This window comes from Saccharothrix tamanrassetensis (assembly GCF_014203665.1).
Taxonomy (GTDB): domain Bacteria; phylum Actinomycetota; class Actinomycetes; order Mycobacteriales; family Pseudonocardiaceae; genus Actinosynnema; species Actinosynnema tamanrassetense.
The window spans coordinates 1-25,398 of record NZ_JACHJN010000015.1; the positions used below are offsets into that span (position 1 = coordinate 1).

Annotated in this window: 25 protein-coding genes; 16 read left to right on the forward strand and 9 right to left on the reverse strand. The window is 69.9% G+C overall.

The genetic code is table 11. The features are described 5' to 3' along the window. Positions 1 to 194: 194 nt before the first annotated feature. The 4 genes from FHS29_RS33785 to FHS29_RS33800 all read left to right on the forward strand — a co-directional run bounded on the left by FHS29_RS33785 (position 195) and on the right by FHS29_RS33800 (position 5,896). On the forward strand, positions 195 to 986 hold the full coding sequence (locus FHS29_RS33785) for an SGNH/GDSL hydrolase family protein (protein WP_184698338.1): 792 nt from the start codon (positions 195 to 197) through the stop codon (positions 984 to 986). Positions 987 to 1,184: 198 nt separating this feature from the next. Next, entirely contained in the window at positions 1,185 to 2,816 is a 1,632-nt protein-coding gene (locus FHS29_RS33790) for a carboxyl transferase domain-containing protein (RefSeq protein WP_184698340.1), read from the forward strand. Between the two features lie 5 nt (positions 2,817 to 2,821). Then, positions 2,822 to 4,738, forward strand: coding sequence for an acetyl/propionyl/methylcrotonyl-CoA carboxylase subunit alpha (locus tag FHS29_RS33795; RefSeq protein WP_184698342.1), 1,917 nt, complete (start codon positions 2,822 to 2,824; stop codon positions 4,736 to 4,738). Between the two features lie 3 nt (positions 4,739 to 4,741). Then, positions 4,742 to 5,896 carry an acyl-CoA dehydrogenase family protein gene (locus tag FHS29_RS33800; protein ID WP_184698344.1) on the forward strand — a complete coding sequence of 385 codons (1,155 nt, stop codon included), beginning with the start codon at positions 4,742 to 4,744 and terminating at the stop codon, positions 5,894 to 5,896. 97 nt (positions 5,897 to 5,993) lie between these two features. Here FHS29_RS33800 and FHS29_RS33805 read toward each other — a convergent pair whose 3' ends face one another. After that, positions 5,994 to 7,019, reverse strand: coding sequence for an NAD(P)H-dependent flavin oxidoreductase (locus FHS29_RS33805; protein WP_184698346.1), 1,026 nt, complete (start codon positions 7,017 to 7,019; stop codon positions 5,994 to 5,996). Next, positions 7,016 to 7,183 (reverse strand): hypothetical protein, encoded by a 168-nt coding sequence (locus FHS29_RS33810; RefSeq protein WP_184698348.1) that lies wholly within the window; start codon positions 7,181 to 7,183, stop codon positions 7,016 to 7,018. The genes FHS29_RS33805 and FHS29_RS33810 overlap by 4 nt, the downstream gene beginning before the upstream one ends. A 66-nt stretch (positions 7,184 to 7,249) precedes the next feature. On the opposite strand from FHS29_RS33810, the gene FHS29_RS33815 reads away from it, so the two are divergent. After that, positions 7,250 to 7,846: a TetR/AcrR family transcriptional regulator gene (locus tag FHS29_RS33815; RefSeq protein ID WP_184698350.1), complete on the forward strand. Its 597-nt coding sequence runs from the start codon at positions 7,250 to 7,252 to the stop codon at positions 7,844 to 7,846. Between the two features lie 155 nt (positions 7,847 to 8,001). Further along, a complete protein-coding gene (locus FHS29_RS33820; RefSeq protein WP_184698352.1) occupies positions 8,002 to 8,463 on the forward strand; it encodes a hypothetical protein in 462 nt (153 codons plus the stop codon). A gap of 125 nt (positions 8,464 to 8,588) precedes the next feature. Here FHS29_RS33820 and FHS29_RS33825 read toward each other — a convergent pair whose 3' ends face one another. Further along, entirely contained in the window at positions 8,589 to 9,347 is a 759-nt protein-coding gene (locus tag FHS29_RS33825) for a crotonase/enoyl-CoA hydratase family protein (RefSeq protein WP_184698354.1), read from the reverse strand. A gap of 195 nt (positions 9,348 to 9,542) precedes the next feature. Between FHS29_RS33825 and FHS29_RS33830 the strand changes: the two genes are divergently transcribed. Then, positions 9,543 to 10,874, forward strand: coding sequence for an FAD-binding oxidoreductase (locus FHS29_RS33830; RefSeq protein WP_312865218.1), 1,332 nt, complete (start codon positions 9,543 to 9,545; stop codon positions 10,872 to 10,874). Positions 10,875 to 11,034: 160 nt separating this feature from the next. Next, positions 11,035 to 12,270: a class I SAM-dependent methyltransferase gene (locus tag FHS29_RS33835; RefSeq protein ID WP_184698356.1), complete on the forward strand. Its 1,236-nt coding sequence runs from the start codon at positions 11,035 to 11,037 to the stop codon at positions 12,268 to 12,270. On the opposite strand, the gene FHS29_RS33840 is transcribed toward FHS29_RS33835, so the two are convergent. Then, complete coding sequence (locus FHS29_RS33840; protein WP_376774503.1) at positions 12,263 to 12,442, reverse strand: DUF397 domain-containing protein; 180 nt, start codon at positions 12,440 to 12,442, stop codon at positions 12,263 to 12,265. The genes FHS29_RS33835 and FHS29_RS33840 overlap by 8 nt on opposite strands. Beyond that, a complete protein-coding gene (locus FHS29_RS33845; RefSeq protein ID WP_184698358.1) occupies positions 12,439 to 13,290 on the reverse strand; it encodes a helix-turn-helix domain-containing protein in 852 nt (283 codons plus the stop codon). Before FHS29_RS33845 ends, FHS29_RS33840 begins: the two co-directional genes overlap by 4 nt. 115 nt (positions 13,291 to 13,405) lie before the next feature. Between FHS29_RS33845 and FHS29_RS33850 the strand changes: the two genes are divergently transcribed. Further along, positions 13,406 to 13,618, forward strand: coding sequence for a hypothetical protein (locus tag FHS29_RS33850; protein ID WP_184698360.1), 213 nt, complete (start codon positions 13,406 to 13,408; stop codon positions 13,616 to 13,618). On the opposite strand, the gene FHS29_RS33855 is transcribed toward FHS29_RS33850, so the two are convergent. Beyond that, positions 13,611 to 14,225 (reverse strand): S1C family serine protease, encoded by a 615-nt coding sequence (locus FHS29_RS33855; RefSeq protein ID WP_312865219.1) that lies wholly within the window; start codon positions 14,223 to 14,225, stop codon positions 13,611 to 13,613. The two genes, FHS29_RS33850 and FHS29_RS33855, sit on opposite strands and share 8 nt — an antisense overlap. 7 nt (positions 14,226 to 14,232) lie before the next feature. Here FHS29_RS33855 and FHS29_RS38375 point away from each other — a divergent pair, with 7 nt between their 5' ends. Beyond that, the gene (locus FHS29_RS38375; protein ID WP_312865220.1) at positions 14,233 to 14,460 is read left to right on the forward strand and encodes a hypothetical protein; all 228 of its coding nucleotides are present in this window, start codon (positions 14,233 to 14,235) and stop codon (positions 14,458 to 14,460) included. A 135-nt stretch (positions 14,461 to 14,595) separates the two neighbouring features. Here the strand turns inward: FHS29_RS38375 and FHS29_RS33860 are convergent, their stop codons facing one another. The 3 genes from FHS29_RS33860 to FHS29_RS33870 all read right to left on the reverse strand — a co-directional run bounded on the left by FHS29_RS33860 (position 14,596) and on the right by FHS29_RS33870 (position 19,136). Continuing rightward, positions 14,596 to 16,725, reverse strand: a complete 2,130-nt coding sequence (locus FHS29_RS33860; RefSeq protein WP_184698364.1) for a putative bifunctional diguanylate cyclase/phosphodiesterase — start codon at positions 16,723 to 16,725, stop codon at positions 14,596 to 14,598. A gap of 252 nt (positions 16,726 to 16,977) precedes the next feature. Further along, complete coding sequence (locus tag FHS29_RS33865; protein ID WP_246441144.1) at positions 16,978 to 17,997, reverse strand: ABC transporter substrate-binding protein; 1,020 nt, start codon at positions 17,995 to 17,997, stop codon at positions 16,978 to 16,980. Then, a complete protein-coding gene (locus FHS29_RS33870; protein WP_184698366.1) occupies positions 17,994 to 19,136 on the reverse strand; it encodes an LLM class flavin-dependent oxidoreductase in 1,143 nt (380 codons plus the stop codon). Before FHS29_RS33870 ends, FHS29_RS33865 begins: the two co-directional genes overlap by 4 nt. A 399-nt stretch (positions 19,137 to 19,535) precedes the next feature. Between FHS29_RS33870 and FHS29_RS33875 the strand changes: the two genes are divergently transcribed. The 6 genes from FHS29_RS33875 (at position 19,536) to FHS29_RS33900 (ending at position 25,240) form a co-directional block, all read left to right on the forward strand. Further along, entirely contained in the window at positions 19,536 to 20,369 is an 834-nt protein-coding gene (locus tag FHS29_RS33875) for an amino acid ABC transporter permease (protein WP_184698368.1), read from the forward strand. Next, a complete protein-coding gene (locus FHS29_RS33880) occupies positions 20,366 to 21,127 on the forward strand; it encodes an amino acid ABC transporter ATP-binding protein (protein ID WP_184698370.1) in 762 nt (253 codons plus the stop codon). Before FHS29_RS33875 ends, FHS29_RS33880 begins: the two co-directional genes overlap by 4 nt. Next, positions 21,124 to 23,052 carry an FAD/NAD(P)-binding protein gene (locus tag FHS29_RS33885; RefSeq protein WP_184698372.1) on the forward strand — a complete coding sequence of 643 codons (1,929 nt, stop codon included), beginning with the start codon at positions 21,124 to 21,126 and terminating at the stop codon, positions 23,050 to 23,052. The genes FHS29_RS33880 and FHS29_RS33885 overlap by 4 nt, the downstream gene beginning before the upstream one ends. 13 nt (positions 23,053 to 23,065) lie before the next feature. Continuing rightward, positions 23,066 to 23,320, forward strand: a complete 255-nt coding sequence (locus FHS29_RS38555; RefSeq protein WP_184698374.1) for a hypothetical protein — start codon at positions 23,066 to 23,068, stop codon at positions 23,318 to 23,320. A 379-nt stretch (positions 23,321 to 23,699) separates the two neighbouring features. Further along, positions 23,700 to 24,494: an SDR family NAD(P)-dependent oxidoreductase gene (locus tag FHS29_RS33895; RefSeq protein WP_184698375.1), complete on the forward strand. Its 795-nt coding sequence runs from the start codon at positions 23,700 to 23,702 to the stop codon at positions 24,492 to 24,494. Positions 24,495 to 24,643: 149 nt separating this feature from the next. Continuing rightward, on the forward strand, positions 24,644 to 25,240 hold the full coding sequence (locus tag FHS29_RS33900; protein WP_184698377.1) for a TetR/AcrR family transcriptional regulator: 597 nt from the start codon (positions 24,644 to 24,646) through the stop codon (positions 25,238 to 25,240). The last annotated feature ends 158 nt before the right edge of the window (positions 25,241 to 25,398 follow it).

Consider the following 25,398-nt stretch of genomic DNA (forward strand, 5'->3'; position numbering starts at 1 on the left):
ACGCCACGCCGACAACTACTGCGCCTTCGCCACCCTCGCCGCCACCCTCATCTGCTTCAAACAGCTCACCAAAACCACCACGTGAGACCAGCTCTTAACTGTTGACTCGGTCTTTTTATATAGGCCTACCAACTGGTAGCTCTTGTTGTGCTCCGCATCACAACCCTGCGCGTTTCCCTCCGGGAGGCTCCCCGATGCGCCCTGTCCGTCTCCTGCTCAGCGCCGCGCTCGCCGCAGCCGCGGCACTGCTCTCCGTGGTACCGGCCGAGGCCGAAGCCGGCGCGAACTACGTCGCGCTCGGCGACTCCTACTCCTCGGGCACGGGTACCGGCTCCTATTACAGCGACAGCGGCTCCTGCAAGCGCAGCCAGTACGCCTACCCGGCGCTCTGGGCCGCGTCCCACGCCCCGGCGAGCTTCAAGTTCGTCGCCTGCTCGGGCGCGAAGACCGGCGACGTCGTCAACAACCAGCTCAGCGCCCTGAGCGTGACCACCACCCTGGCCAGCATCTCGATCGGTGGGAACGACGCCGGCTTCACCGACGTCATCACCACCTGCACCTTCGGCTCGGACCAGACCTGCGTCAACCGGGTGAACCAGGCCAAGGCCTACGCCACCGGCACGCTGCCCGGCCTGCTGGACAACGTCTACGCGCAGATCCGCAACCGCGCCCCGTCCGCGCAGGTCGTGGTGCTGGGCTACCCGCGCCTGTACAAGGTGCCGGGCTCCTGCTCGGTGGGCATGAGCGACACCAAGCGGGCGGCGATCAACTCCGCCGCCGACACCCTGCACACCGTCATCTCCGGGCGTGCCGCGGCGAAGTCGTTCGCCTACCGCGACCTGCGCGGAGCGTTCACCGGGCACGAGATCTGCTCGTCGGACTGGTGGCTGAACAGCCTGTCCTTCCCGGTGGAGGAGTCCTACCACCCGAACCGGAACGGCCAGCGGCTCGGCTACCTTCCGCAGCTCACCGCCGTCACCGGCTGACAGCCCTGAGGGCCGGTCGCGGCGAAGCACCGTGACCGGTCGGCACCGGACGTCCGCCTGATACGCGCCGGCGGGCGCGCACACCCCCGGGGAGGGGGTCGCCGCGGCGACCCCCTCCCTTCTCGCCAAGCGGTGGACGGGTGGGTTAACAAGCGCTAACATCTCCTCAGGTTAACGACTGCTAACCGCGAGGAGCCCATGGACGCGCCCGTCCTGCGCAGCGCCGCCGACAAGTCGGGGGACGCCTTCCGGCGGTACACCGACGAGCACACCGCTCTCGTCCACGACCTGCGCGCCAAGCTCGCCGAGGCCGCGAAGGGCGGTCCGGAGAAGTCCCGCGCCCGGCACGTGGAACGCGGCAAGCTGCTGCCCCGCGACCGGGTGGACACGCTGCTCGACCCCGGCTCGCCGTTCCTGGAGCTGTCCCCGCTGGCCGCGGACGGCCTCTACGGCGGCGAGGCCCCGGCGGCGGGCGTCATCACGGGTGTCGGCCGGGTCTCCGGGCGTGAGTGCGTGATCGTCGCGAACGACGCCACCGTCAAGGGCGGCACCTACTACCCGATGACGGTGAAGAAGCACCTGCGCGCGCAGGAGGTGGCGCTGCAGAACCGCCTGCCGTGCCTCTACCTGGTGGACTCCGGCGGCGCGTTCCTGCCCCGCCAGGACGAGGTGTTCCCGGACCGCGAGCACTTCGGCCGGATCTTCTTCAACCAGGCCACCATGTCCCGCGAGGGCATCCCGCAGATCGCCGCCGTCCTCGGCTCCTGCACGGCGGGCGGCGCGTACGTCCCGGCGATGAGCGACGAGGCGGTGATCGTGCGCGGCCAGGGCACGATCTTCCTCGGCGGTCCGCCCCTGGTGAAGGCCGCCACCGGCGAGGTCGTGACGGCCGAGGAGCTGGGCGGCGGCGAGCTGCACTCGCGCACCTCCGGCGTGACCGACCACCTCGCGAACGACGACGCGCACGCGCTGCGGATCGTCCGCTCCATCGTCAGCACCCTGGGCCCGCGCGCCGAACGGCCGTGGCGGGTCGAGCCGAGCGTCGAGCCGGCCGTGAACCCGGACGAGCTGTACGGCGTCGTGCCGACGGACAGCCGCACGCCCTACGACGTGCGCGAGGTGATCGCGCGGGTCGTGGACGGCAGCCGGTTCCAGGAGTTCAAGGAGGAGTACGGCACGACCCTGGTCACCGGGTTCGCCCGGATCCACGGCCACCCGGTGGGGATCGTCGCCAACAACGGCATCCTGTTCGGCGAGTCGGCGCTGAAGGGCGCGCACTTCATCCAGCTGTGCGACCAGCGGTCGGTGCCGCTGGTGTTCCTCCAGAACATCAGCGGGTTCATGGTCGGCCGGGAGTACGAGGCGGGCGGCATCGCCAAGCACGGCGCGAAGATGGTCATGGCCGTGGCGTGCGCGCGGGTGCCGAAGTTCACCGTCGTGATCGGCGGTTCGTTCGGCGCGGGCAACTACTCGATGTGCGGCCGGGCGTACTCGCCGCGCTTCCTGTGGATGTGGCCGAACGCGCGGATCTCCGTGATGGGCGGGGAGCAGGCCGCGTCGGTGCTCGCGACCGTGCGGCGGGACCAGCTCGGCGACTCGTGGTCGGCGGAGGACGAGGAGGCGTTCAAGGCGCCGATCCGCCGGCAGTACGAGGACCAGGGCAACCCCTACTACTCGACGGCGCGGCTGTGGGACGACGGCGTGATCGACCCGAAGGACACCCGCACGGTGCTCGGGCTCGCGCTGTCCACGGCGGCCAACGCGCCGCTCGACGGCGGTACCGGCCCGGCCTCCGGCCGGGGTGTCGGCTACGGCGTTTTCCGGATGTGATGGGGATGTTCGACAGCGTTCTGGTGGCCAACCGCGGCGAGATCGCGGTCCGCGTGATCCGCGCCCTGCGGCGCTTCGGCATCAGGTCCGTCGCCGTGTACAGCGACGCCGACGCCGACGCGCTGCACGTGCGGCTGGCCGACGTCGCCGTCCGGATCGGTCCGGCCGCCGCACGGGAGAGCTACCTGTCGGCGGAGCGGATCATCGACGCGGCGAGGGAGACCGGCGCCCAGGCGGTCCACCCCGGCTACGGCTTCCTGGCCGAGAACACCGACTTCGCGCGGGCGTGCGAGAAGGCCGGGCTGGTGTTCATCGGCCCGCCCGCCGACGCGATCGACGCCATGGGCGACAAGATCCGCGCCAAGCTCACCGTCCGCGCGGCCGGCGTCCCCGTCGTGCCGGGCCGGACCGAAGCCGGGATGACCGACGACGACCTCGTCGACGCGGCCGGCGAGATCGGGTTCCCGGTGCTGCTCAAGCCGTCCGCCGGTGGTGGCGGCAAGGGGATGCGCCTGGTGCACGAGGCCGGCGCGTTGCGCGACGCGATCGAATCGGCCCGCCGGGAGGCCAGGGGCTCGTTCGGTGACGACACGCTGCTCATCGAGCGGTTCATCACCAACCCGAGGCACATCGAGATCCAGGTGCTGGCCGACGCGCACGGCAAGGTGGTGCACCTCGGCGAGCGGGAGTGCAGCCTCCAGCGGCGGCACCAGAAGATCATCGAGGAGGCGCCTTCGCCGTTGCTGACCCCGGAGGTCCGCGCGGCCATGGGCCGGGCCGCCGTGGACGCCGCGAAGTCGGTCGGCTACGTCGGCGCGGGCACCGTCGAGTTCATCGTCGACGGGTCGACCGGCGACTACTTCTTCATGGAGATGAACACCCGCCTCCAGGTCGAGCACCCGGTGACCGAGCTGGCGACCGGCGTCGACCTGGTGGAGTGGCAGCTCCGGGTGGCCTCCGGCGAGCACCTCCTGCTGGACGACGTGGAGCCGGCGAAGCACGCCGTGGAGGCACGGGTCTACGCCGAGGACCCGGCACGCGGGTTCCTGCCCACCGGTGGCACGGTGCTCAGGCTGCACGAGCCGGAGGACGTCCGCGTCGACTCGGCGTTGCAGGTCGGCCTCGTCGTCGGCAGCGACTACGACCCGATGCTGGCGAAGGTGATCGCGCGGGGCGACACCCGGGCGGAGGCCCTGCGCCGGCTCGACGCCGCGCTCGGCCGGATGGTCGTGCTCGGCGTGACGACGAACATCCCGTTCCTGCGGGCGTTGTTGCACGACGACGACGTCCGGGCCGGCAACCTGGACACCGGTCTGGTCGAACGCAAGCTGGACTCGTTGGTGCGCGACGAGGTTCCGGACGAGGTGTACGCCGCCGCCGCGCTGGAGCGGCAGGCGTCGCTGCGCGGGGAAGACCCGTGGGAGCGGCCCGGCGGCTGGCGGATCGGCGAGCACGCCTGGACGACGTGGCGCGTCGACGACGTGGACGTCCGCGTGCGCGGCGAGGAAGTCGTCGTCGGCCAGGGGGAACCGTTCAGGCTCACCGCCGAGGTGGTCGACGGGGACCTGGTGGTCGGCACCCGCCGGTACGCGATGGCCCGTTCCGGCAACGTGCTGTGGCTCGGCGCGGGCGGCCGGACGTGGGCGCTGACCGAGACCGGGCAGTCCGAGCTGTCCGCGCACCGGTCCGAGGGCAGCGCGGGCCCCGTCACCAGCCCGATGCCCGGCACCGTGCTCGTGGTGCGCGCGGCGCAGGGCGACCACGTCACGGCAGGCCAGGCGCTGTTCGTGGTCGAAGCCATGAAGATGGAGCACACCGTCACCGCGCCCACCGACGGCGTGCTCGCCGAAGTGAACGTCCAAGCCGGCCAACAGGTCGCGCTGGACCAGCCCCTAGCCGTCGTCGTGCCCCACCAGGAGTGAGCGATGTTGGACTTCCGCCTTGACGAGGAATACGAGGCCTTGCGCAAGACCGTCCAGGAGTTCGCGCGCGAGGAGGTCGCACCGGTCATCGGCGAGTTCTACGAACGGGAGGAGTTCCCGTACGAGATCGTCGCCAAGATGGGCCGGATGGGACTGTTCGGCCTGCCGTTCCCGGAGGAGTTCGGCGGCATGGGCGGCGACTACTTCGCGCTGTGCCTGGCGCTGGAGGAGTTGGCGCGCGTCGACTCGTCCGTGGCCATCACGCTGGAAGCGGGCGTGTCCCTCGGCGCCATGCCGGTCCACCGGTTCGGCACCGCCGAGCAGAAGGCCGAGTGGCTGCCTTCCCTCTGCGACGCGACGAAGCTCGGCGCGTTCGGGCTGACCGAGCCCGGCGGCGGCTCGGACGCGGGCGCCCTGCGCACCACCGCCGTGCTGGACGGCGACGAGTGGGTCCTCAACGGCACCAAGGCGTTCATCACCAACTCCGGCACCGACATCACCGGCCTGGTCACGGTCGCGGCGGTGACCGGCCGCAAGGAGAACGGCCGCGCCGAGATCTCCGCGATCATCGTGCCCGCCGGCACCCCCGGTTTCTCGGTGTCGCGCAAGTACTCCAAGGTCGGCTGGAACGCCTCGGACACCCGCGAGCTGTCCTTCCAGGACTGCCGGGTGCCCGCCGCCAACCTGCTCGGCGAGCGCGGACGCGGCTACGCGCAGTTCCTCCAGACGCTGGACGAGGGCCGGGTCGCCATCGCCGCGCTCGGCGTCGGCCTGGCCCAGGGCTGCGTCGACGAGTGCCTGAAGTACGTCCGCGAACGCGAGGCCTTCGGCCGGAAGATCGGCGAGTACCAGGCGATCCAGTTCAAGATCGCCGAGATGGAGGCCCGCACCCACACCGCGCGCCTGGCGTACTACCAGGCGGCGGCCAAGATGCTGCGCGGCGAACCGTTCAAGCGCGAGGCGGCCATCGCCAAGCTGGTGTCCTCCGAGGCCGCCATGGACAACGCCCGCGAAGCCACCCAGATCTTCGGCGGCTACGGCTTCATGAACGAGTACCCGGTCGGCCGGTTCTACCGCGACGCCAAGATCCTGGAGATCGGCGAAGGCACCAGCGAGGTGCAGAAGATGCTGATCGCCCGGGAGCTGGGCCTCGGCTGACCCGCCCGAACGATCCGACCGGCGGTGGGAACCGGCGGACCGGTGCGACGCGCGCGGCCCGGGTCCGTCCGGTGCCGCGCGCAGTCACAGTCGATCTTCACGTCCCCACCAGTTCCTTGAAGTAGTCCTTCGCGGAACGCGATGCGGTGAGCGGGGCCGCCTGGCCCGCCCAGAGGCTGACGTAGTCGGCGAGGCCCCGCTCGGCCGCCGCTCGGCGCAGTGGCTGCATCAACCCGCTCTGGACCGGGTACGGCGGCACTTCGTCCTCGTGCGCGGCGAGTTCACGGACGAGTCCGTTGTGGATCCCCCGTGCGGTGCGGCCGGAGAACAGCCGGGTGAGCACGGTGACCTTGGCGGCGTCGCTGTGCAGCATGGCCTTGTGGACGTCGCCGGCGTTGGACTCGCGGGTGGCCAGGAACCCGGTGCCGATCTGCACGCCGTCCGCACCGAGGGCGAGGGCGGCGCGCACACCCCTGCGGTCCGCGATGCCGCCTGCCGCCACGACGGGGCTGCCCACGGCGTCGACCACCTGCGGTACCAGGGAGAACGTGCCCACCAGGGACTGCTCCACGGGCCGCAGGAATGCGCCCCGGTGTCCGCCCGCGTCGCTGCCCGACGCCACCACGGCGTCCACTCCGGCCCGTTCGAGGGCGATCGCCTCGTCCACCGTGGTCGCCGTGCCGATGACCGTGATCCCCTTGTCGTGGGCGGAGTCCAGCACCCACCGCGGAGGGACGCCCATCACGAAGCTGATCACCGGCGGCGCGGCGGCGAGCAGGGCGTCGACCTGCTCGGTGAAGTCCGGGGCGACCGGCAGCGCGGGCGGTTCCACGCCCAGGCGTCGGTAGAGCGGTGCCAGCCGGGCGATGTGCGGGGTCGGGTCGATCGGGTCGCCCTCGCCGGCATGAGGTACCCAGAGGTTGACCGCGAACGGGCGAGTGGTCGCGGCGCGCAGGTCGCGCACCAGTCCGGTGATGGCGGTGGGGTGCAGGACGTGGGCGCCGAACGAACCGAGGCCGCCCGCGTTCGACACGGCGGAGGCCAGGGCCACCGACGACAGGCCGCCGCCGAACGGGCCCTGGATGATCGGGTGCTCGATGCCGAGCAGGCCGGTGAGCCTCACGCGACGGCGTCCCGGCGCGCGTCGTCCGGCACGGTCGCATTCAACGGCACGGTCGCGATCAACGGCACGGTCGCCGTGACCGGTGCGGTCGCGGTGGTCGGCACGGTCGCCGTGATTGGTGGGTTCGCGGTGGTCGGCACGTTGGCGGTGATCGGTGGGGCCATGACCGGAAGGTAGACGACCGGTCAACTATTACGCAATAGTTGACCGGTCGTCTACCTTCCAGGCCCATGGGACGGACCAGCGAGTCGCGGGAGAAGCTGATCGGCGCGGCGTGCGAGTTGATGCGCGGCCGGGGGTATGGGGCGATCGGCGTCGCCGAGATCTGCGAGCGCGCCGGGGTGCGCAAGGGCAGCTTCTACTACTTCTTCGAGTCCAAGCAGGCCCTGACCGTGGAGGCGCTGCGCGCGGCGTGGGCCGTCGAGGGCGCGGCCTGGCGCGCGATCCTGGGCACGGCCGAGGACCCGTTGCGCCGGCTGGAGCGGTTGTGCCGGTCCCAGGCCGAGGCGCAGCACCGCAGCAAGCGCGAGGCGGGATCGGTGCACGGGTGCCTGTTCGGCAACCTCGCGCTGGAGCTCGGCAACCAGGACGAGGTCGTCCGCGGGTGCCTCAAGGGGATCTTCGACGAGCAGGTCGACCTGGTGCACGAGGTGCTGCTCGACGCGCACCGCGCGGGGGACCTGCCGGCCGAGCGCGCCACCCGTGCCTACGCCCGCGCCGTGCTCGCCCAAGTCGAGGGCATGGTGCTGTTCGCCAAGCTGGACAACGAACCTGTTCTTTTGGAGGGGTTGTGGCCGCAGATCGCGGGATTGCTTCGGGGGGTTTAGGACAGTTGCGCCAATAAACTGTTGAAACCTGCATCCGAATGCATTCGTGTGTGAAACGGGATCGATCAGGGAGGCTGGTTGTACCGGCGCGAGCCGGGATTTTCGATTCGGGGAGGATCGTCTAGATGTCTCAACCGTCCACTGTCAGAAACCGGGTGCTCGCGGCTTTGGCCGCGATCGCACTGCTCGTGTTCGGCGCCGCCCAGATGGCGTCCGCCGGCCCCGTCGCTCCGCAGGGCAGCCCCACCATCGAGCAGCCGCCGCTGAGCCCGGCGGCGCAGGAGCAGGCCAAGCTGGCCGGCGCACCGACCGCCCAGCTCACTCCGCAACTGGTGTTCGCCGTGGTCGACAACGGCACGCTGACCGGCCAGAACTTCGGCGCATCCGGTGCGGCGAGGGTCGGCGTCGGCACGTACGAGGTGTTCTTCGGCGCCAGTGACATCACCGGCGGCGCGTACACCGCGTCGATCGGCATCCCCGGCAGCGTCGGCGCCTCGCCCTCGGGCGAGGTGACCGTCGTCGGCCGGGTCGGCACCACCAACGGTCTGTTCATCCAGACCTACGACTCCGCCGGCGCGCTGGCGGACCGGTCGTTCCACCTCCACGTGGCGTTCTGAATCCGCGTCGGACGTGATTGACGATTGATTTGCCGGGCGGACCTCGTGCGCAGTGACGCGCGCGAGGTCCGTCGCCTTCGCACCGGCTTATGGGTAATTGCCTCGGTAAGCCGAGTCAATTACCGTCAGCGAAATTTTCCGTGACGTCCGTCGCCCGCCAGAAAACGGGACAGGCCGGTTTCGACTTCGCGCAGCGACACCACGCCGCGGTCGCGTTCGTTGGCCAGGGCGTCCCGCTCGGACAGCCCGTCCTGCTCCAGCACCGACAGCCGGTCCTCGCGCAGGCACGTCTGCGGGAACGCCGCGATCTCCCGCGCCAACCCCTCGGCCGCCGCCCGCGCCGTCCCGGCCGGCACCACCCGGTTGGCCAACCCGATCGCCAGCGCCTCGTCCGCGAGCACCGGACGCCCGGTCAGGATCAGGTCCATCGCCCGGGACTGCCCGATCAGCCGGGGCAGCCGCACGGTCCCGCCGTCGATCAGCGGCACGCCCCACCGCCGGCAGAACACGCCGAACACCGCGTCCTCGTCCGCCACCCGCAGGTCGCACCACAGCGCCAGTTCCAGCCCGCCCGCCACCGCGTGCCCGGACACCGCCGCGATCACCGGCTTGGACAGCCGCAGCCGGGTCGGCCCCATCGGACCGGACGGCGACAGCGGGTCGTTGCCGCGGTCCGTGCCCAGCGCCTTGAGGTCCGCGCCCGAGCAGAACGTGCCGCCCTCGCCGTGCAGCACGGCCACCGACAGCGACTCGTCCTCGTCGAACTCGCGGAACACCTCGGTCAGCGTGTGCGCGGTCGGCCCGTCCACCGCGTTGCGCACGGCGGGCCGGTCCAGCAGCACCGTGCAGATCGGACCGGACCTCTGCACCCGCACCGAACTCACAGCTCCGGTCGCCCCCGTTCGGTGATCGCCGCGTCGACGGCTGCCGAACCCCGGTCCGCAACCCGTCGCCGGCCGCGGCCGGCCGCCGGTGGGAGGCACGAGGTCGTTCCCGGCCAGGGTACTACTGGACGGTAACTTCGCGGCCGGTGGAATTTGGGGGTGCTGATCATCGATCGGCGGCCTAACGTCGGACCCGTGAGCGATCACAGCCAGGCGGTGGCCGCGTTGCGCGGCCAATACTCGGCGATCCCGACGGGTGCTCCCGTCCGGCTCGCCAAGCCGACGTCGAACCTGTTCCGGTTCCGCGCCGACCAACCCGGCGGGCTCGACGTGGCCCGCTTCGACCGGGTCCTGTCCGTGGACCCGGCTGCCCGCACGGCCGAGGTGCAGGGCATGACCACCTACGAGCGCTTGGTGGACGCCACCCTGCCGCACGGCCTGATGCCGTTGGTGGTGCCGCAGCTCAAGACGATCACCGTGGGCGGCGCGGTGGCCGGGCTCGGCATCGAGTCCAGTTCGTTCCGCAATGGACTGCCGCACGAGTCGGTGCGCGAACTGGAGGTGATGACCGGCGACGGCGAGGTGGTGGTGGTGCACCCCGACGACGACCTGTTCCGCGGCTTCCCCAACTCGTACGGGACGCTGGGCTACGCGCTGCGGCTGGAGATCGAGCTGGAGCCGGTCAAGCCGTTCGTCCGGTTGCGGCACGTGCCGTTCGGGACGGCCGCCGAGTGCGCCGAGGTCATCGCGGCGGTCTGCGCGGAGCGGTCGTACCAGGGCGAGCCGGTGGACTTCATCGACGGCACGGTGTTCTCGGCGCACGAGCAGTACCTGACCCTGGCCGACTGGTCGGACACCGCGCCGCACGTGTCGGACTACACCGGCCGCGACATCTACTACCGGTCCATCCAGGCCCGCCGCACGGACTACCTGACCGTGCGGGACTACCTGTGGCGGTGGGACACCGACTGGTTCTGGTGCTCGCGGGCGTTCGGCGTGCAGCGCCCGCTGGTCCGCCGGCTGGTGCCCAAGCGCTACCTGCGTTCGGACGTGTACCGCAAGATCGTGGCGTGGGACCGGCGCCGGGGCTTCACCGCCAAGCTCAGCAAGACCGTGCAGGAGTCGGTGATGCAGGACGTCGAGATCCCGGTGTCGAAGCTCGCCGAGTTCATGGACTTCTTCCACCGCGAGATCGGCATCGAGCCGGTGTGGATGTGCCCGTTGCGGCTGCGCGACCGGAAGGGGTGGCCGCTGTACCCGATGGACCCGGAGGAGCTGTACGTCAACGTCGGCTTCTGGTCCATCGTGGACCTGGCGCCCGGCGAGGAGATGGGCAGCCGCAACAGGCTGATCGAGCGCACGGTGGCGGAGCTGGGCGGGCACAAGTCGTTGTACTCCGACTCGTACTACGAGGAGGAGGAGTTCTGGGCGAACTACAACGGCCCGACGTACCGGGACCTGAAGCGGCGCTACGACGCCGACTCCCGGCTGCCGGACCTGTACGCCAAGTGTGTTCTCCGCAGTTGATCCGGTGGCAGTTGATCCGGTGGCAGTCGAAACGGTGGCAGTCGATCCGGCGGCGGTCGATCCGGTGCGGTCGACCGGCTCCGGTTCCGGTCGAGCGTGGCAGTTGTTCCGTGGCAGGGCGATTCCGGGTAGTCGTTCTCGGTAGGTGAATGGAGGGTCCATGCGGTTGGCCGAGGTGTTCCAACGGGCGGTCGGAAGCGACTCGTCGGTGGAGTTCAGCGCGTACGACGGCAGCCACGCGGGGCCGGCCGGCGCAGGTGTGCGCATCGAGGTGCGGTCACCGCAAGCGCTGTCGTACCTGGCATCCGCCCCCGGCGAGCTGGGCTTGGCCCGCGCCTACGTCACCGGGCACCTGGAGATTATCGGGGACGTCTACGGCGCCCTGGCGCACCTGTCCGAGATGTCGCTGCGCGAAGTGCCGTGGGCGGAACGGATCGAGCTGTTGCGCACGTTGGGGCGGCAGCGGTTGAGTTCCCGGATCGAGATCCCGCCGCAGGAGCGCAGACTGCACGGCCTGCGGCACTCCAAGGCACGCGACCGGGAAGCCATCGCCCACCACTACGACGTGTCGAACACGTTCTACGAGTGGATCCTGGGGCCGTCCATGGCCTACACGTGCGCCGTCTACCCGACCGCGACGTCCACGTTGGAGGAAGCCCAGTTCGAGAAGCACGACCTGGTGGCGCGCAAGCTCGGGCTGAAGTCCGGTATGCGCCTGCTGGACGTGGGCTGCGGCTGGGGCGGCATGGTGATGCACGCGGCGCGTGAGTACGGCGTCAAGGCGCTGGGTGTCACGCTGTCGCGGAACCAGGCGGAGTGGGCGCAGAAGGCGATCGCCGAGGCCGGGTTGTCGGAGCTGGCGGAAGTCCGCTACCTGGACTACCGGGACGTGCGGGAGACCGGTTTCGACGCGGTCAGCTCCATCGGCCTGACCGAGCACATCGGCAAGGCCAAGCTGCCGGCGTACTTCCGCTTCCTGTACCGGAAGCTGAAGCCGGGCGGCCGGATGCTCAACCACTGCATCACGCGCCCCGACAACCGCCAGCGCGCCCGGACCGGCGGGTTCATCAACCGGTACGTGTTCCCCGACGGCGAGCTGGTCGGGCCGGGGCACATCGTGTCGCTGATGCACGACACCGGGTTCGAGGTGCGGCACGAGGAGAACATCCGGGAGCACTACGCCATGACGTTGGCGGCCTGGTGCGCGAACCTGGACAAGCACTGGGACGAGGCCGTGGCCGAGGTCGGGCTGGGGCGGGCGCGGGTGTGGAAGCTGTACCTGGCCGCTTCGCGGTTGGGGTTCGAGCGCAACAACATCCAGTTGCACCAGGTGTTGGGCGTGAAGCTGGACGGGACGTCGTCGCGGATGCCGTTGCGCCCGACCTGGGCTAGCTGAGGGACGACAGGAAGTCGGTCCACCGGGTGCGAGGAACCCGCAGGGCTTCGCCTTGCGGGTTCTTCGAGTCCCGGATACCGGCGTCGGTGGTGGTCAGCCGCACTTCGACGCAGTTGTCGTTGCCGCCCGTGCTGTAGCTGCTCTTGAACCATTCGGTGTCGTGCAGGGTCACGTCGCCTCCAGGGCCGCTTCGAGTCGCGAACGTGATTCTTCCTCACTGAGGGCGATTTTCCGTAGTCGCTGGAATCCCCGGTCGATGGAGTCGGTGTCCGTCGGATCGTCCAGGTACATCGATGGGCCGTATGCCACGGGCAGCAGACCGACCCTGCGCGCGCCCTCGAACTCGAGGAGGACCAACGCGCCTTGAGGGCATGGGTTCCATGGGTCGTTCGACTCGACCAGGCGAAGCGAGATGTTGGGTCGTCGCACGAGGCCGAGGAGGTGTTCGACCTGTCGGCGCATGACCTCTCGGCCGGCAACCGGTGTGGTCAGCGCGTCGTCGGTGAAGATGAACTCGAACTCCTTGTCGGGCAGCAGCTTCTGCCGTTCCAAGCGGAAGGCCACCCGCCTCGCTCGCTCCTCGTAAGAGGGCGTCGGCCACCAGACGCCATCGCAAGCCGCCACCAGACCCTCGGTGTACTCGGGGATCTGGAGTAGGCCGGGGACCACTCCCCGGTCGTAGTAGGAGATGGTGGTGGCGTCTGCTTCGAGGTCGGCGATGCGGCTGTGGGCACCGGGTAGCAGATCGACGTAGGCACGCTTGGGCTGTCGTTGCCGAGCCTCCACCCCCATGGCGAGCACCTTCTTGCGGTCCCGTGCGGTCGCGCCGTAGAAGGTGAGCAGCTGTTCCAAGTCGTTGGCCTTCAGGGTGGACCGGCCGTCTTCGACCTTGATCAGTCGGCTCCGGTCCTTGCCGATCAGCGCCCCGGACTCGTCCAACGACTTGCCCGCCGCCAGGCGCAGCCGCTTCAGCTCGCCGCCGAGCAGTCGCCTCGGCATGGTCTGCACGGCTTCACCCACGTCGGCCTCCACTGGAATACCACTCGTTCAGGGCAATGCGAAAGCTACACGTGGTCCCATAGCCTTGCTACACCAAGCAGCACTACCTGCGTTCAGCCTAGTGGAGGAGAAACCCGTGAAAACCGACTACCCGGCCGTCGCGGTGATGGCATCGGTGGCCGTCGCCAAGGAGGCCACCGTCAAGACCCGCACCGACATGGACGAGCACGACCTGTACGTGGTCTTCGACGGTGACCCGATGTCGTTCGAACTGACCCTGTCCCGCGAGGTCGCGGCCGTGTGCGTCGCCCAGTTCAGCGAAGCGCTGCGGGAACTGCCCGTCAGGTGAGCCCCTCGGCGATCTGCCGGGCCTGGTTGGACGGGATCGCGAAGCCGATGCCCACGCTGCCCGCCTGACCGCTGTCCGAAGCCGGCGAGTAGATCGCCGAGTTGATGCCGATGACCTGCCCGGCCGCGTTGATCAGCGGCCCACCCGAGTTGCCGGGGTTGATCGACGCGTCGGTCTGGATGGCCTGGTAGCTGACGGGGTTCGACCGACGGGTCGAGCCGGGTACGGTCACCTTCCGGTCCAGCGCGCTGACGATGCCGGACGTCACGGTGCCCTGCAGGCCTTCCGGCGAGCCGATCGCGACCACCTGGTCGCCGATGCGCACGTCGTCCGAGTTCGCGAACGTGGCCGCGGTCAGCCCGCCGATCCCGCTCGCCTGGAGCACCGCCAGGTCGCTCGACACGTCCGTGCCGACCACCTCGGCGTCGACCGTGCGACCGTCGTCCAGCGTCACGGTCACCTGCCGCGCGCCCGAGACGACGTGGTTGTTGGTCAGGATCCGGCCGTCCGACGAGAGGACCACCCCGGAACCGACGCCCTCACCCTGTGCCGAAGCGACGTTCACCTGGACGACGCTGGGCAGCACCTTCGCCGCGATCGCGCTCACGTCCGAAGTGGATGACGACTGCGCGGACGACGACTGCGACGAAGAGGACTGCGACGAAGAGGACTGCGACGAAGAGGACTGCGACGCCACGGGCGCGCTCGACGCGCCGACCGTGCTCCCCGGCGCGTTCAGGGCACCGACCACCCCGCCCGTGACCCCACCGAAGACGGCGGCGATCAGCGCCGCCGACGTCACCACCGTGCCGGTCCGCCGCCAGAACGGCTTCGGCTCCTGAACCTCGTGCGGAGACCCGCTCACTGCGGGGAAGTCCTGTGTCATGCACCGAGCTTCACGCGCGCGGCTGTGAACGAGCTGAGCGTCCGCACAGGACTTGCCAAGAACACAGACCCTGCCGAGAACCGCAGCGCGCTCAGGCCCTGCCCAGAACCCGGCGCACCTCGTCCGCGGTGAGCGGGCCCGCCCCGAACAGCGGCCCCTGCGCGCCGGTCACGCCGAGCTCGGCGAGCCGTCGCGCCTCGTACGCCGTGCCGACGCCCGCCGCGTACAGCGGGAGGCCCAACGTCCGCGCCCACCCCAGCAACGCGACGGCGGCGCTCTCGTCGAGCCGGTTCGAGCCCTCCGCCAGCCCGTGCACCGGGAAGCCCTGGAACGTCAGGCCGTGCAGGGGGATCCGGCGCAGCTTGTCCACCGGGATGTTGCCGCCGCCCACCTGGTCCAGCACGAACCGCACGCCGTGCCCGGCCAGGATGTCGAGCTCCTCCGCCTGGTCCTCGTTGATCAGCGCGGGCAGCTGCTCGGCGAGTTCGAACCGCAGCATCGACGCCGGCAGCGCGGCCTCCCGCAGGATCCGCCGCACCTCGGCGACCAGCTCCGGCTCCTGGCACTGCCGCGCGGTCAGGTCCATGGTCAGCACGGGCGCGCGCGGGCCGAACTCGGCGTACCACGCGCCGGCCTGCCGGCAGGCCTGCTCCATCGCCCACCGGCCCAGCCGCACCGCCATCCCGGTGCACGCGGACAGCGACGCCAGCGACTGCGGGTCCAGCAGGCCGTGCTCGGGGTGGTCCCAGCCCAGTCGGGCCTCCACCGCGATCAGCGACCGACCCGCCAGCGCGTACACCGGCTCGTAGTCGACCCGGAACTCACCCTGCTCCAGGCCGCCCGCGATGGACGCCGCCAGCACCAGCCGCTCCCGGTCGCGCTGGTCCCGTGACCGGTCGTACAGCGCCCACTGCGCCTTGCCGTCGTCCTTGGCCCACCGCAGCGTCACGTCCAGGCACCGCATCAGCTCCGCCGCGTCCCCGCCCCTGGCGGGTTGCAGGACGATGCCGACGCTGGCGGTCACCCCGATGCCGTGGTCGCCCACCCACACCGGTTCGGCGAGCAGGTCGACGGCCTCCTCGGCGAGCGCCACCACGGCCGGGATGTCCGCCGGGTCGCGGATCAGCACGCCGAACTCGTCCGGCCCGATCCGGGCGAGCTGCCCGACGCCGCCGAACACCGTCCGCAGGTGCCCGGCCACCACGGTGAGCAGCCGGTTGCCGACGTCGTGCCCGAACGCGTCGTTGACCACCCGGAACCCGTCGATGTCGAACGCCACCAGCGCCAGCGAGGCCGGACCCTTGGTGCCGACCGTGCTCTCCAGCCAGCCCAGGAACTGCGGCCGGTTCGCCAGCCCGGTGTGCACGTCGTTCAGGCTCTGCCGCACCAGCTGCGACTGGAGCGCCCGCACCTCGTCCAGGCTCTCGATCATGGTCACGTGGTACGCGGGCTCGCCCGCCTCGTCGCGCACCAGCGCCACCGCGATCAGCACGTCGAGGTAGTCGCCGTCCTTGCACAGCAGCCGCAGCTCGGCCCGCACGTGCTCACGCGCGCCGGACCGGAGCGCCTCGCGGAGCGTCGCGACCGTCGGCTGGTCGCCCGGGTGCACGATGTCCTGAGCGTTCAGGCTCGCCAGCTCCTCGGCCGAGTAGCCGAGCATGTTCAGCAGGGCGTCGTTGAAGTCCAGCAGCTCACTGGCCATCCCGGTCAGCGCGATGGCGACGGCGGACGTGCGGAACACGGCCCGGAACTTCGCCTCGCTGGCCCGCAGCGCCGACTCGGCGTCCCGGATGCTCCGGAAGGCGGCGGCCTGCGCCAGCTCCTGCTGTTCCAGGGTGCGGTCGCGCAGCGCCTCGCCGTAGCCGGCGGCGATCCCGCCGAGCAGGGACATCAGCCGGTGGGACCGGTCACCGGACAGCTCGAAGTGGTCCGGCAGGTGCTCGCCGAGGAACACCAGCGACTTCTCCAGCGTGGCGACGGAGACGAAGCCGTGCTCGACCAGCGACCGCCCGACCTGGTGCACGGCGCCTGCCGGGTACGGGTCGCGCACCATCGCCGCGTGCAGCTCGTCGGTGAATTCGGCGAGCGTCTCGCGCAGCTCGTGCTGTCCGACGGGCACGGTCGGACCGACGAACGCCGCCCAGCGTCGCGCGAACTCGTCACGGGCGAGTTCGAATGCGCCGAGTCCACCGTGCGACGCGGCGCCTGCCTGTCCGACCATCTTCATTCAGCTCTGGAAGGCCAATCGTCGAGGACCGACCGGTGCCGGGTTGTCGCGGACGAGTCCACCGCGATGGTCCGACGTGCGCATTCGCGTTCTATGTCACTCGAATGGGCGTATCGGTGATCCGCTGGTCGTCGCTGAGCTTACTGGCCGGCTCCCGAATCGGCACAAGATGATCCGTTACCAGTTGGTAGGCACGTCGGGGAGGTGGGCGGACCGGGGCCGGCGAAGTGCCCCGGTCCGCCCGGCTCAGGTGCGCTCCGGCGGGCTGATCAGGGACTCCGGGATGGCCGAGTCCCGAGTGCCCCACTTGTCCAGGATCCGCTGGTAGACGCCGTCCGCGATGAGCTTGTTCACCGCCGCCTGGAATGCCGGCGCGAGCGGCGAACCCTTCCGGAACGCGAATCCGACGTCGAGTCGCTTGAACTCGCCGAGGAAATTCACGTTCGGCTGGTTCGCGGCGGCGTAGCGCAAACCGTTGATGGTGCTCATCACGACGTCGATGTGACGTTGCTGGAGCCCCAGGAAAACCGCCGCGTTCTCGGAGAAGCTGAGCACCTCGTAAGGAGGTTTCCCGGCGTCCGGGCAGATGTGCTTCTCCTTCTCCAGAGTCGCCTCGAACGTGGTGCCGGAGCCAGTTCCGACCTTCAGGCCGCACAGTTCAAGCAGGCTCTGCACCTTCGGCAGCCGGTTGTCGTCCGCCCGCACGGCGAAACCCTGGCCGTCGTTGATGTAGGTGACGAAGTCGATGGTCTTCTTCCGCGCCTCGGTGACGCCGAAGTTGCCGGTGCCGACCTGGTACTTGCCGCTGCCCAGCGCGGGGAGGATGACCTCGAACGCGGCCACCTCGCGCTCGATCCGCACGCCCAGCAGCCTGCCGACCGCCTCGGCGACGTCGACGTCCTGGCCGAGGATGGTCTTGTTGTCCTCGGCGTAGTAGGACGACGGCGGCTGGCTGCCCACCGACGACCCGAACTTCACCACCCCGGCGTCGCGGACCTCCTGGGGCAGCAGCGCGGCCAGCGCCTCGTCCTTGGCCAGCGAGGACAGCACGTCCACGTCGGGCTGCACGCCGGCGGCGGGCGGGTTCGCGTCGGCCGCGCCGCAGCCGGCGACCACCAGCGCCAACAGGCTGGTCAGCATCAGCAGGCATTTCGCGCGCATCCAGGTCAGGTCCTTTTCGAACGGCAGCGGGTCGGTGGTGTGCGGGCGGGTGGTGTGCGGGCGGGTGGTGTGCGGGCGGGTGGTGTGCGGAGTGTGGACGCTCATCCGTCCACCGCGATGGACTCGCGCCTCGGCTCGACCGGCTTCGCCGACCGCTCGCGGTCGCGCTTGGCGACCTCCTCGCGGACGATGGGGATGACGTGCCTGCCGAAGTCGATGGTGTCGTCGATCATGTGGTAGCCGCGCGCGGAGATGATGTCCACGCCCAGGTCGTAGTAGTCGAGCAGGGCCTGTGCGACGGTCTCCGGCGTGCCGACCAGTGCGTTGGAGTTGCCCGCGCCGCCGGTCGCCACCGCCGTGGGTGTCCACAGTGCACGGTCGAACCGCTCGCCGCGCCCGGCGATCTCCAGCAGCCGCTGCGAGCCGGTGTTCTCCGGGCTGGTGAGGGAATGCCTGCGGGTCAACGCCTTCCCTCCCGCCGTGCGGGCCTTGATGGCGTCCACCGTGCGGTAGGCCTTCTCCCAGGCCAGTTCCTCGGTCGCGCCGAGGATCGGGCGGAACGCGACCTGGATGCGCGGCACGTCGGTGCGGCCGGCGTCCTTCGCCGCTTGTTTGACGGACTCGATCTGTGCCGCCGTGTCGGCGAGCGGTTCGCCCCACAGGCAGAAGATGTCCGCCTCCGCACCACCCGCCCGGTAGGCGGCGGGCGAGGAGCCGCCGAAGGAGACGCCGGGGCGGGGCTGCTGGACCGGGAAGACGTCGCTGACGAAGTCGGCGAACCTGTAGTGCTCGCCTTCGTGGTCGAAGGGTTCCCTGCTGGTCCAGGCCTTCTTGACGATGCCGATGTACTCCCGCGTCCGAGAGTACCGCTCGTCCTTGGTCAGGTAGTCGCCCTCCCGCTGCTGCTCGTGGTCGGTGCCGCCGGTGATGAAGTGCACGGTCAGCCGGCCGTCGCTGATCTGGTCCAGCGTGGCGAACGTCTTCGCGGCGAACGTCGGGTAGGAGACGTTCGGCCGGTGCGCCAGCAGGATTTGGAGCTTGTCCAGCTTGGTGGCGATGTACGCGGCGGCCTGCGCGGGCTCGGGCGAGCCGGAGCCGTACGCGAACAGCACCCGGTCCCAGCCGTGCTCCTCGTGCGCGCGGGCCAGCCGCAGCGTGTACTCCTTGTCGAACGCGGCGCCGCTGCGCGGGCTCGTCTCCGAGCCGTCGTTGGTGCCGCCGATCCCCAGGAACTCAACAGGCACGTCAGTACCTTCCACGTGATGGTCTCCCGGTCGTCCCGTAGCGGGCGAGGGAGAAGAACGCCCGGACGCGGGCAGGAGGAGAAAAGCCCGGATGCGGGCAGGAAGAGAGAAGCCGACACGCCGACGGCGTTGAGGGAGACGCGCGGGGGCCGGCGGGCGGGTCAGCCCGAACAGGAAGAGGACCACACCCGACCGAAGTCGATGTGGCCACGAATGACCAGCCGCAAGGAATCCACGACCCCAGTGCAGCAGCGACGGGCGTGGTCGTCAACGGCGGTCCGCTCCCCGTCCAGATGACGGAATGCCTTGACTTGCCTCGTGGCTGCGCGCCTACGATCGCGACGCGGCGTTGAGGGACGCGGCACTTCCCGTGTTCCCTCGTGCTCTGGAGCCGTCCTGATGAGCGCTTCGACCGTGGTGTCACCGGTCTCCGTGCGCAAGGCCGCCGAGATCGTCCCGTTGCGCCGTCCGGGGCGTTGGGTGTCGGCGTCGTTGGTCCTTCTCGCGCTGTTGGTCGTGCTGTGGTCCGTGGTGACCAACCCGCAGTTCCAGTGGGGCGTGGTGGTGCGGTACTTCACCACCGAAGCGGTGCTGCGCGGACTGGGGTTGACGCTGTGGCTCACCGCGTTGACGGTGGTGCTGGGGTTCGCCATCGGTGGCGTGCTGGCCGTGATGCGGCTGTCCGGCAACCCGGTACTGGTCGGCGTGAGCTGGGGCTACGTCTGGCTGTTCCGCTCGGTGCCGTTGCTGGTGCAGCTGCTGTTCTGGTTCAACATCGGGGCGCTGTACCCGGTGCTGTCCGGTGCCACGCCGGTCATCGGGCCGGTGACGGCGGTGATCATCGGCCTGGTGCTGCACGAAGCTGCCTACGCGGCGGAGATCGTGCGCGGCGGCATCCTGTCGGTGGACGCGGGGCAGGTGGAGGCCGCGCTGGCGCTGGGGATGCGGCGCGGGCGGGTGTTGCGGCGGATCGTGCTGCCACAGGCGATGCGCGCGATCATCCCGGCGGCGGGGAACATGCTCATCGGCACGTTGAAGGGCACGTCGATCGTGAGCGTGCTGGCGGTGCAGGACCTCCTGTACTCGGTGCAGCTGATCTACAACCGGAACTACCTGATCATCCCGCTGCTGTTGGTCGCGACGATCTGGTACGTGCTGGTGACCAGCCTGCTCAGCGTCGGCCAGTACTACGTGGAGCGGTACTACTCGCGTGGGGCCGGGAGGCTGTCGTGACCGTTGCCGTTGCCGTGACCGACCTGCACAAGAGCTTCGGCGGCACACCGGTGTTGCGCGGGGTGGACCTGTCGGTCGCGCGTGGATCCGTGACCTGCGTGATCGGGCCGTCGGGTTCGGGGAAGAGCACCCTGTTGCGGTGCCTAAACCACCTGGAGAAGCCCGACCACGGGGAGATCGAGGTGGACGGGGTGCTGGTCGGGTACCGGCGGCACCGCGGGAAGTTGTACGAGCTGAAGGAGAAGGTGATCGCGGGGCAGCGGGCCTCGATCGGGATGGTGTTCCAGGGCTTCCACCTGTTCGGGCACCTGACCGTGCTGGAGAACGTGATCGAGGCCCCGGTGGGGGTGCTGGGCGTGCCTCGGGGTGAGGCGGTGGAGTCGGCCGCGGCGTTGATCGCGCGGGTCGGGCTGGCGGGGCGGGAAGGCGCCTACCCCCGGCAGCTCTCCGGCGGTCAGCAGCAGCGGGTGGCGATCGCCCGGGCGTTGGCCATGCGGCCGAAGGTGATGCTGTTCGACGAGCCCACCTCGGCGTTGGACCCGGAATTGGTGGGCGAGGTGCTGGAAGTCATGAAAGACCTCGCGGCGGACGGGATGACGATGATCGTCGTCACCCACGAGATCGGTTTCGCGCGGTCCGTCGCGGACACCGTGGTGTTCCTGGACGAGGGTTCGGTGGTGGAGTCCGGACCGCCGGGTGTCGTGCTGGACGCCCCGCGGCACGTGCGGACCCGTGAGTTCCTGGCCCGCGTGCGATGAGTGTCATCGTGCTGGTGGGGGCCGGGCCGCGGGCTGCCGGGTTGGTGGAGCGGATCGGGGCCAACGCGCCCGAGTTGTTCGACGGGGCGGTGGAGATCCACCTGGTGGACCCGTTCGCGGCCGGGGCCGGGCGGGTGTGGCGGCACGAGCAGTCGCCGTTGTTGCGGATGAACTCGATGGCGGAGGACGTCACGATGTTCACGGACTCGTCGGTGGTGTGCGAAGGGCCGGTGCGGACTGGGCCGTCGTTGGCGGAGTGGGCTGGTGCGGGGTCGGGCGTGGCGGGGTTGGGTGGCGCGCGGTCGGGTGGCGCGGGGTTGGTTGGGGAGGCGGGTGGTGCGGCGGAGTGGGCGGTCGATTCTTCGGCGGTGGAGTTCGATGCCGGGGTTCGGGCCGAACTGGAGGAGATGGAGCCGACCTCGTTCCCGAGCCGACGGGTGCAGAGCGCTTACCTGAAGTGGTTCCACTGGCAGGCTGTCGACTCGTTGCCCGCGGGGAGCACGGTCCTCGTGCACCCGACCAAGGTGGTGCGGATCACCGGGTCCTCGCAGATGCGTCAACGGGTATGGCTGGCGGACCGGCCCGAGCCGTTGGTCGCTGACGTCGTGGTGCTCGCGTTGGGGCACTTGGATGTTGAGGTGTCGGCGGAGCAGACCGCGGTGGGTGCCTATGCCGCCGAGCACGGGCTGACGTATCTGGCGCCGGCCTACACGGCCGACGTGGACCTGTCCGTCGTGCCTGCCGGCGAGGACATCGTGGTGCGGGGTATGGGGTTGGCGTTCGTCGATCTCGCGGTGCTGTTGGGACAAGGGCGGGGCGGGACGTTCGTCCGGGTGGACGGGCGGTTGGAGTACGTGCCTTCCGGGCGGGAGCCGAGGTTGCACGTCGGGTCCAGGCGTGGAGTGCCGTACCACTCGAAGACGGGATATCGGTTGCGGGGTGCTGCGCCCGAACCGCCTCGGTTCTTCGTGGCATCGGAGTTGCTTGAGGGGACGGGGGAGGTCGACTTCCGTTCGCGTGCTTGGCCGTTGATGGCCAAGGAAGTCGCGTACGGGTACTACCGGGAGCTGTTCACCGGGCATCCGTCGCGGGTGCGGACGGGATGGGAGTCGTTCTCGTCGCGGTTCGCCTCGTTGGACTGGTACAGCGACGAGATGCGCGCGCTGGAGGCGTCAGCGGTGGCCCCGGCGGACCGGATCGACTTCGAGCGGTTGGACCGGCCGATCGCCGGGTTGAGCTTCGGTTCGGAGGAGGAGTTCCAGGAGTACTTGCGCGGTTACGTGGCCGACGACATCGCCCGGCGGTCCTCGGCCGAGTACAGCGCGGACCTCGGGGCTTTCCTGGCGTTGCTGGGGGTCTACGGGCAGTTGGCGGTGTTGGCCGCGTCCGGGCGGTTGAGCGGCGAGGACGGGTGGTGGCACGGGTTCTTCAGCTACTTCGCCAGTGGCCCGCCGCCGGACCGGCTGGAGGAGCTGCTGGCGTTGGCGCGGGCCGGGGTGGTCCGGTTCTTGGGCGCCGACATGTGGGTCGAGGCTGTGGACGGCGTTTTCCTGGCGGGGAGCGCGAGCGTGCCGGGGCACGTGGTGCGGGGACGCGGGTTGATCGAGGCACGGCTGCCGGTGCACACGCTGGAGCACACCGCTGATCCGTTGCTGCGGTCGTTGGTGGCTGCGGGGGATGTAGTGGGCGTTGACGGGTTGGTGCGCGTCTCGGCCTCGGACAGCCGGGTGGTGGATGCCGCCGGGGTGCCGCACGCTCGGCGGTTCGCGGTGGGGCCTTACACGACGAACAAGGCCTATGCGGCGTTTTCGCGGCCTCAGACGAATGCTCCGGCGTTTCGGCAGAACGATGAGGTGGCGCGGGCGGTGTTGCGGTTCCTGGCGGCTGAGGCGGCGGTTGGGGTGGTTGACGAGTCGGTGGCTTAGTGGTCCTGACAAGATGATCACCGTGGTGGCATCGGGCCTGCCCGGTCTGGATCATGTTCGGTTGTGCGGCTCCGGGATGACCTGCCGGCGACGGCTGCGTGACCGGAACGGGGCCGGCGTCTGGTTCCGGTTGCACGAGCTGCTGCCCGCCGAGCTGCACTCGGCGGGCAGACTGGACCGGGACCGCGCGGTGATCGACACCTCGCACGTCCGGGCCGCGCGTCGCGGCCCACAAGCGGGCCGAGCCCGGTCGACCACTGTCTACTAAGGACAGACCATCGTGCCGACCGTGTCGACCATCGGCCAGGCGGCGCCGGCCGGGCGGCTGTCCGGCGGTCACCGGTATCGCCTTCGCGCTGCACCAGTCGTTCGGCTACCCGGACACCATCGGCCGGCATCGGGTTCTACCTGGTGCTCTTCGGTAAGGAGTCCAGCCCTGGTGTCCGCCGATCGCGTCGCGTCCGTGGCACTGCTCGCCGACCCGGCCTGCGGCCTGGGCGACCACACCCCAGGCACCTCGTCCCCGCTGTCGGTGCAGCAGAGGCCCGTACCGGATGCGGTACGGGCGCCAGGCCTGCCACACACCGGCAAGGTGACATCACAAGACATCTTGGCAGTCACTGCCAAGTTGAGTTAGAGTGTCAAACATGGACTTCAACAGGCAGACAGTGCTGGTCACCGGCGCCAGTGCGGGCATCGGGTCCGAGTTCGCCCGGCAGCTTGCCCGTCGCGGAGCCAATCTGGTGCTGGTCGCCCGCCGCCAAGAACGCCTGGAGGAGTTGGCGTCACACCTGTGCGCTGCCCACGGCGTGCAGGTGCACGTGATCGCCGCGGACCTCAGCGGGCAAGGCGTCGGAACGCGACTGACAGAGGAGGTCGAACGCATCGGCGTGACGGTCACCAGCGTGATCAACAACGCGGGCTTCGCCACGTACGGCCCGTTCCATGAGGAGGACCCCGAACGCCTCCGCCAGGAGATCGCGGTGAACGTCACCGCGGTCGTGGACATCAGCCGCGCGTTCATCGGACAACTGCGCGCCCGAGGCGACGGATTCCTGGTCAACGTCGCGAGCATGGCCGCGTACACGCCCACTCCCGTGATGTCGGTCTACGGCGCGACCAAGGCGTTCGTGCTGAGCTTCACCGAAGCGCTGTGGGTGGAGTCACGCGGCACCGGACTGCGCGTCATGGTCCTGTCGCCAGGCGCCACCCGCACTGAGTTCTTCGACGTCGTCGGCAGCGAGAACGCCGCCGGTGGCTCCCGCATGCGGACCGCCGAGGAGGTCGTGGACACCGCACTGAAGGCACTCGACCGCAAGACCACCCCGGCGAGTGTCATCGTGGGCCGCGACAACAGGTTGACGGCGTTCGCGACTCGCCACTTCATGTCCCGCACCTTCGTCGCGAAGACGATCTCCCGCATGGTCGCGCCCGCGACCTGAACCGGAGTGCTCCCGTGGTGTCCGGATGGAACGCCCGCCGAGCGCACCCGCTTCGCGACCTGCGCGTTCGACTTCGATCGTTGATCAGGACATCATGTACCTGATCCCGGCGAGCCGGACGAGACTGCCGCCGACCGCGAGTGAGGACCATGGACGCATCGCGCCGGCCGGCCACGTTGTGGGACCGGTCGAGGCAGGCTGTCGTCGCGGAAATCGTCGACACCGCACTGGCGCTGTTCGCCGAACACGGCTACGAAAGCGTGACCGTCGGCCAGATCGCCGAACAGGCCGGTGTGTCGCAGCGTTCGCTCTTCCGCTACTTCGGCACCAAGGAGGATCTGGTCTGCGGCGACCAGGACGGCCTCGGACGCCTGCTGGTCAGCACCGTCGAGGCCCAGCCTGCCGACATGTCGCCGTGGGACGCGCTACTGGCCGGGTTCGCCGCCATCACGTCGGCGAACCACACACCTGAACAGGTCCTGGCGATCACCACGCTGATCTTCGCCAACCCGCCATTGCGGTCGCGCTACTACGAAAAGCGGCTGAAGTGGCAGGCTGCTCTGGTGCCCATCGTCGAGGCCCGGATGGGCATCGAGTCAGGTTCGGCGCCCGATCCGCGCGCGGTGGGTGTCATCGCGACGGTGTTCGCGTGTGTTGATGCCGCGTCGGAGCTGTGGGTGCGCCAGGGCGGCAAAGCAGACCCGTTCGCCCTGTACGAAGAAATGCTCGCCGCCATCCGCGGCTGACAGCAGGCACGGACCGACAGCGCTCTCCTGAGGGCGCTCTCTCGGCACAGTCCACTTACGTCACCACTTGTGCGATCAGTGGTCGACCAAGGCTGAACAGGATACACACATGCCCGCATCATTCACGCGTCACAGGTCGCGCATCGCCCTTACCGCAG

Excerpts from the sequence above, each read along its gene's own strand:
- FHS29_RS33815 (WP_184698350.1), top strand. The coding sequence starts at position 7,250 with ATGGGACGGACCAGCGAGTCGCGGGAGAAGCTGATCGGCGCGGCGTGC.
- FHS29_RS33895 (WP_184698375.1), top strand. The coding sequence starts at position 23,700 with ATGGACTTCAACAGGCAGACAGTGCTGGTCACCGGCGCCAGTGCGGGC.
- FHS29_RS33810 (WP_184698348.1), bottom strand. The coding sequence starts at position 7,183 with ATGGCCCCACCGATCACCGCCAACGTGCCGACCACCGCGAACCCACCA.
- FHS29_RS33800 (WP_184698344.1), top strand. The coding sequence starts at position 4,742 with ATGTTGGACTTCCGCCTTGACGAGGAATACGAGGCCTTGCGCAAGACC.
- FHS29_RS33795 (WP_184698342.1), top strand. The coding sequence starts at position 2,822 with ATGTTCGACAGCGTTCTGGTGGCCAACCGCGGCGAGATCGCGGTCCGC.
- FHS29_RS33900 (WP_184698377.1), top strand. The coding sequence starts at position 24,644 with ATGGACGCATCGCGCCGGCCGGCCACGTTGTGGGACCGGTCGAGGCAG.
- FHS29_RS38555 (WP_184698374.1), top strand. The coding sequence starts at position 23,066 with ATGATCACCGTGGTGGCATCGGGCCTGCCCGGTCTGGATCATGTTCGG.
- FHS29_RS33875 (WP_184698368.1), top strand. The coding sequence starts at position 19,536 with ATGAGCGCTTCGACCGTGGTGTCACCGGTCTCCGTGCGCAAGGCCGCC.
- FHS29_RS33865 (WP_246441144.1), bottom strand. The coding sequence starts at position 17,997 with ATGAGCGTCCACACTCCGCACACCACCCGCCCGCACACCACCCGCCCG.
- FHS29_RS33885 (WP_184698372.1), top strand. The coding sequence starts at position 21,124 with ATGAGTGTCATCGTGCTGGTGGGGGCCGGGCCGCGGGCTGCCGGGTTG.
- FHS29_RS33785 (WP_184698338.1), top strand. The coding sequence starts at position 195 with ATGCGCCCTGTCCGTCTCCTGCTCAGCGCCGCGCTCGCCGCAGCCGCG.
- FHS29_RS33835 (WP_184698356.1), top strand. The coding sequence starts at position 11,035 with ATGCGGTTGGCCGAGGTGTTCCAACGGGCGGTCGGAAGCGACTCGTCG.
- FHS29_RS33860 (WP_184698364.1), bottom strand. The coding sequence starts at position 16,725 with ATGGTCGGACAGGCAGGCGCCGCGTCGCACGGTGGACTCGGCGCATTC.
- FHS29_RS33790 (WP_184698340.1), top strand. The coding sequence starts at position 1,185 with ATGGACGCGCCCGTCCTGCGCAGCGCCGCCGACAAGTCGGGGGACGCC.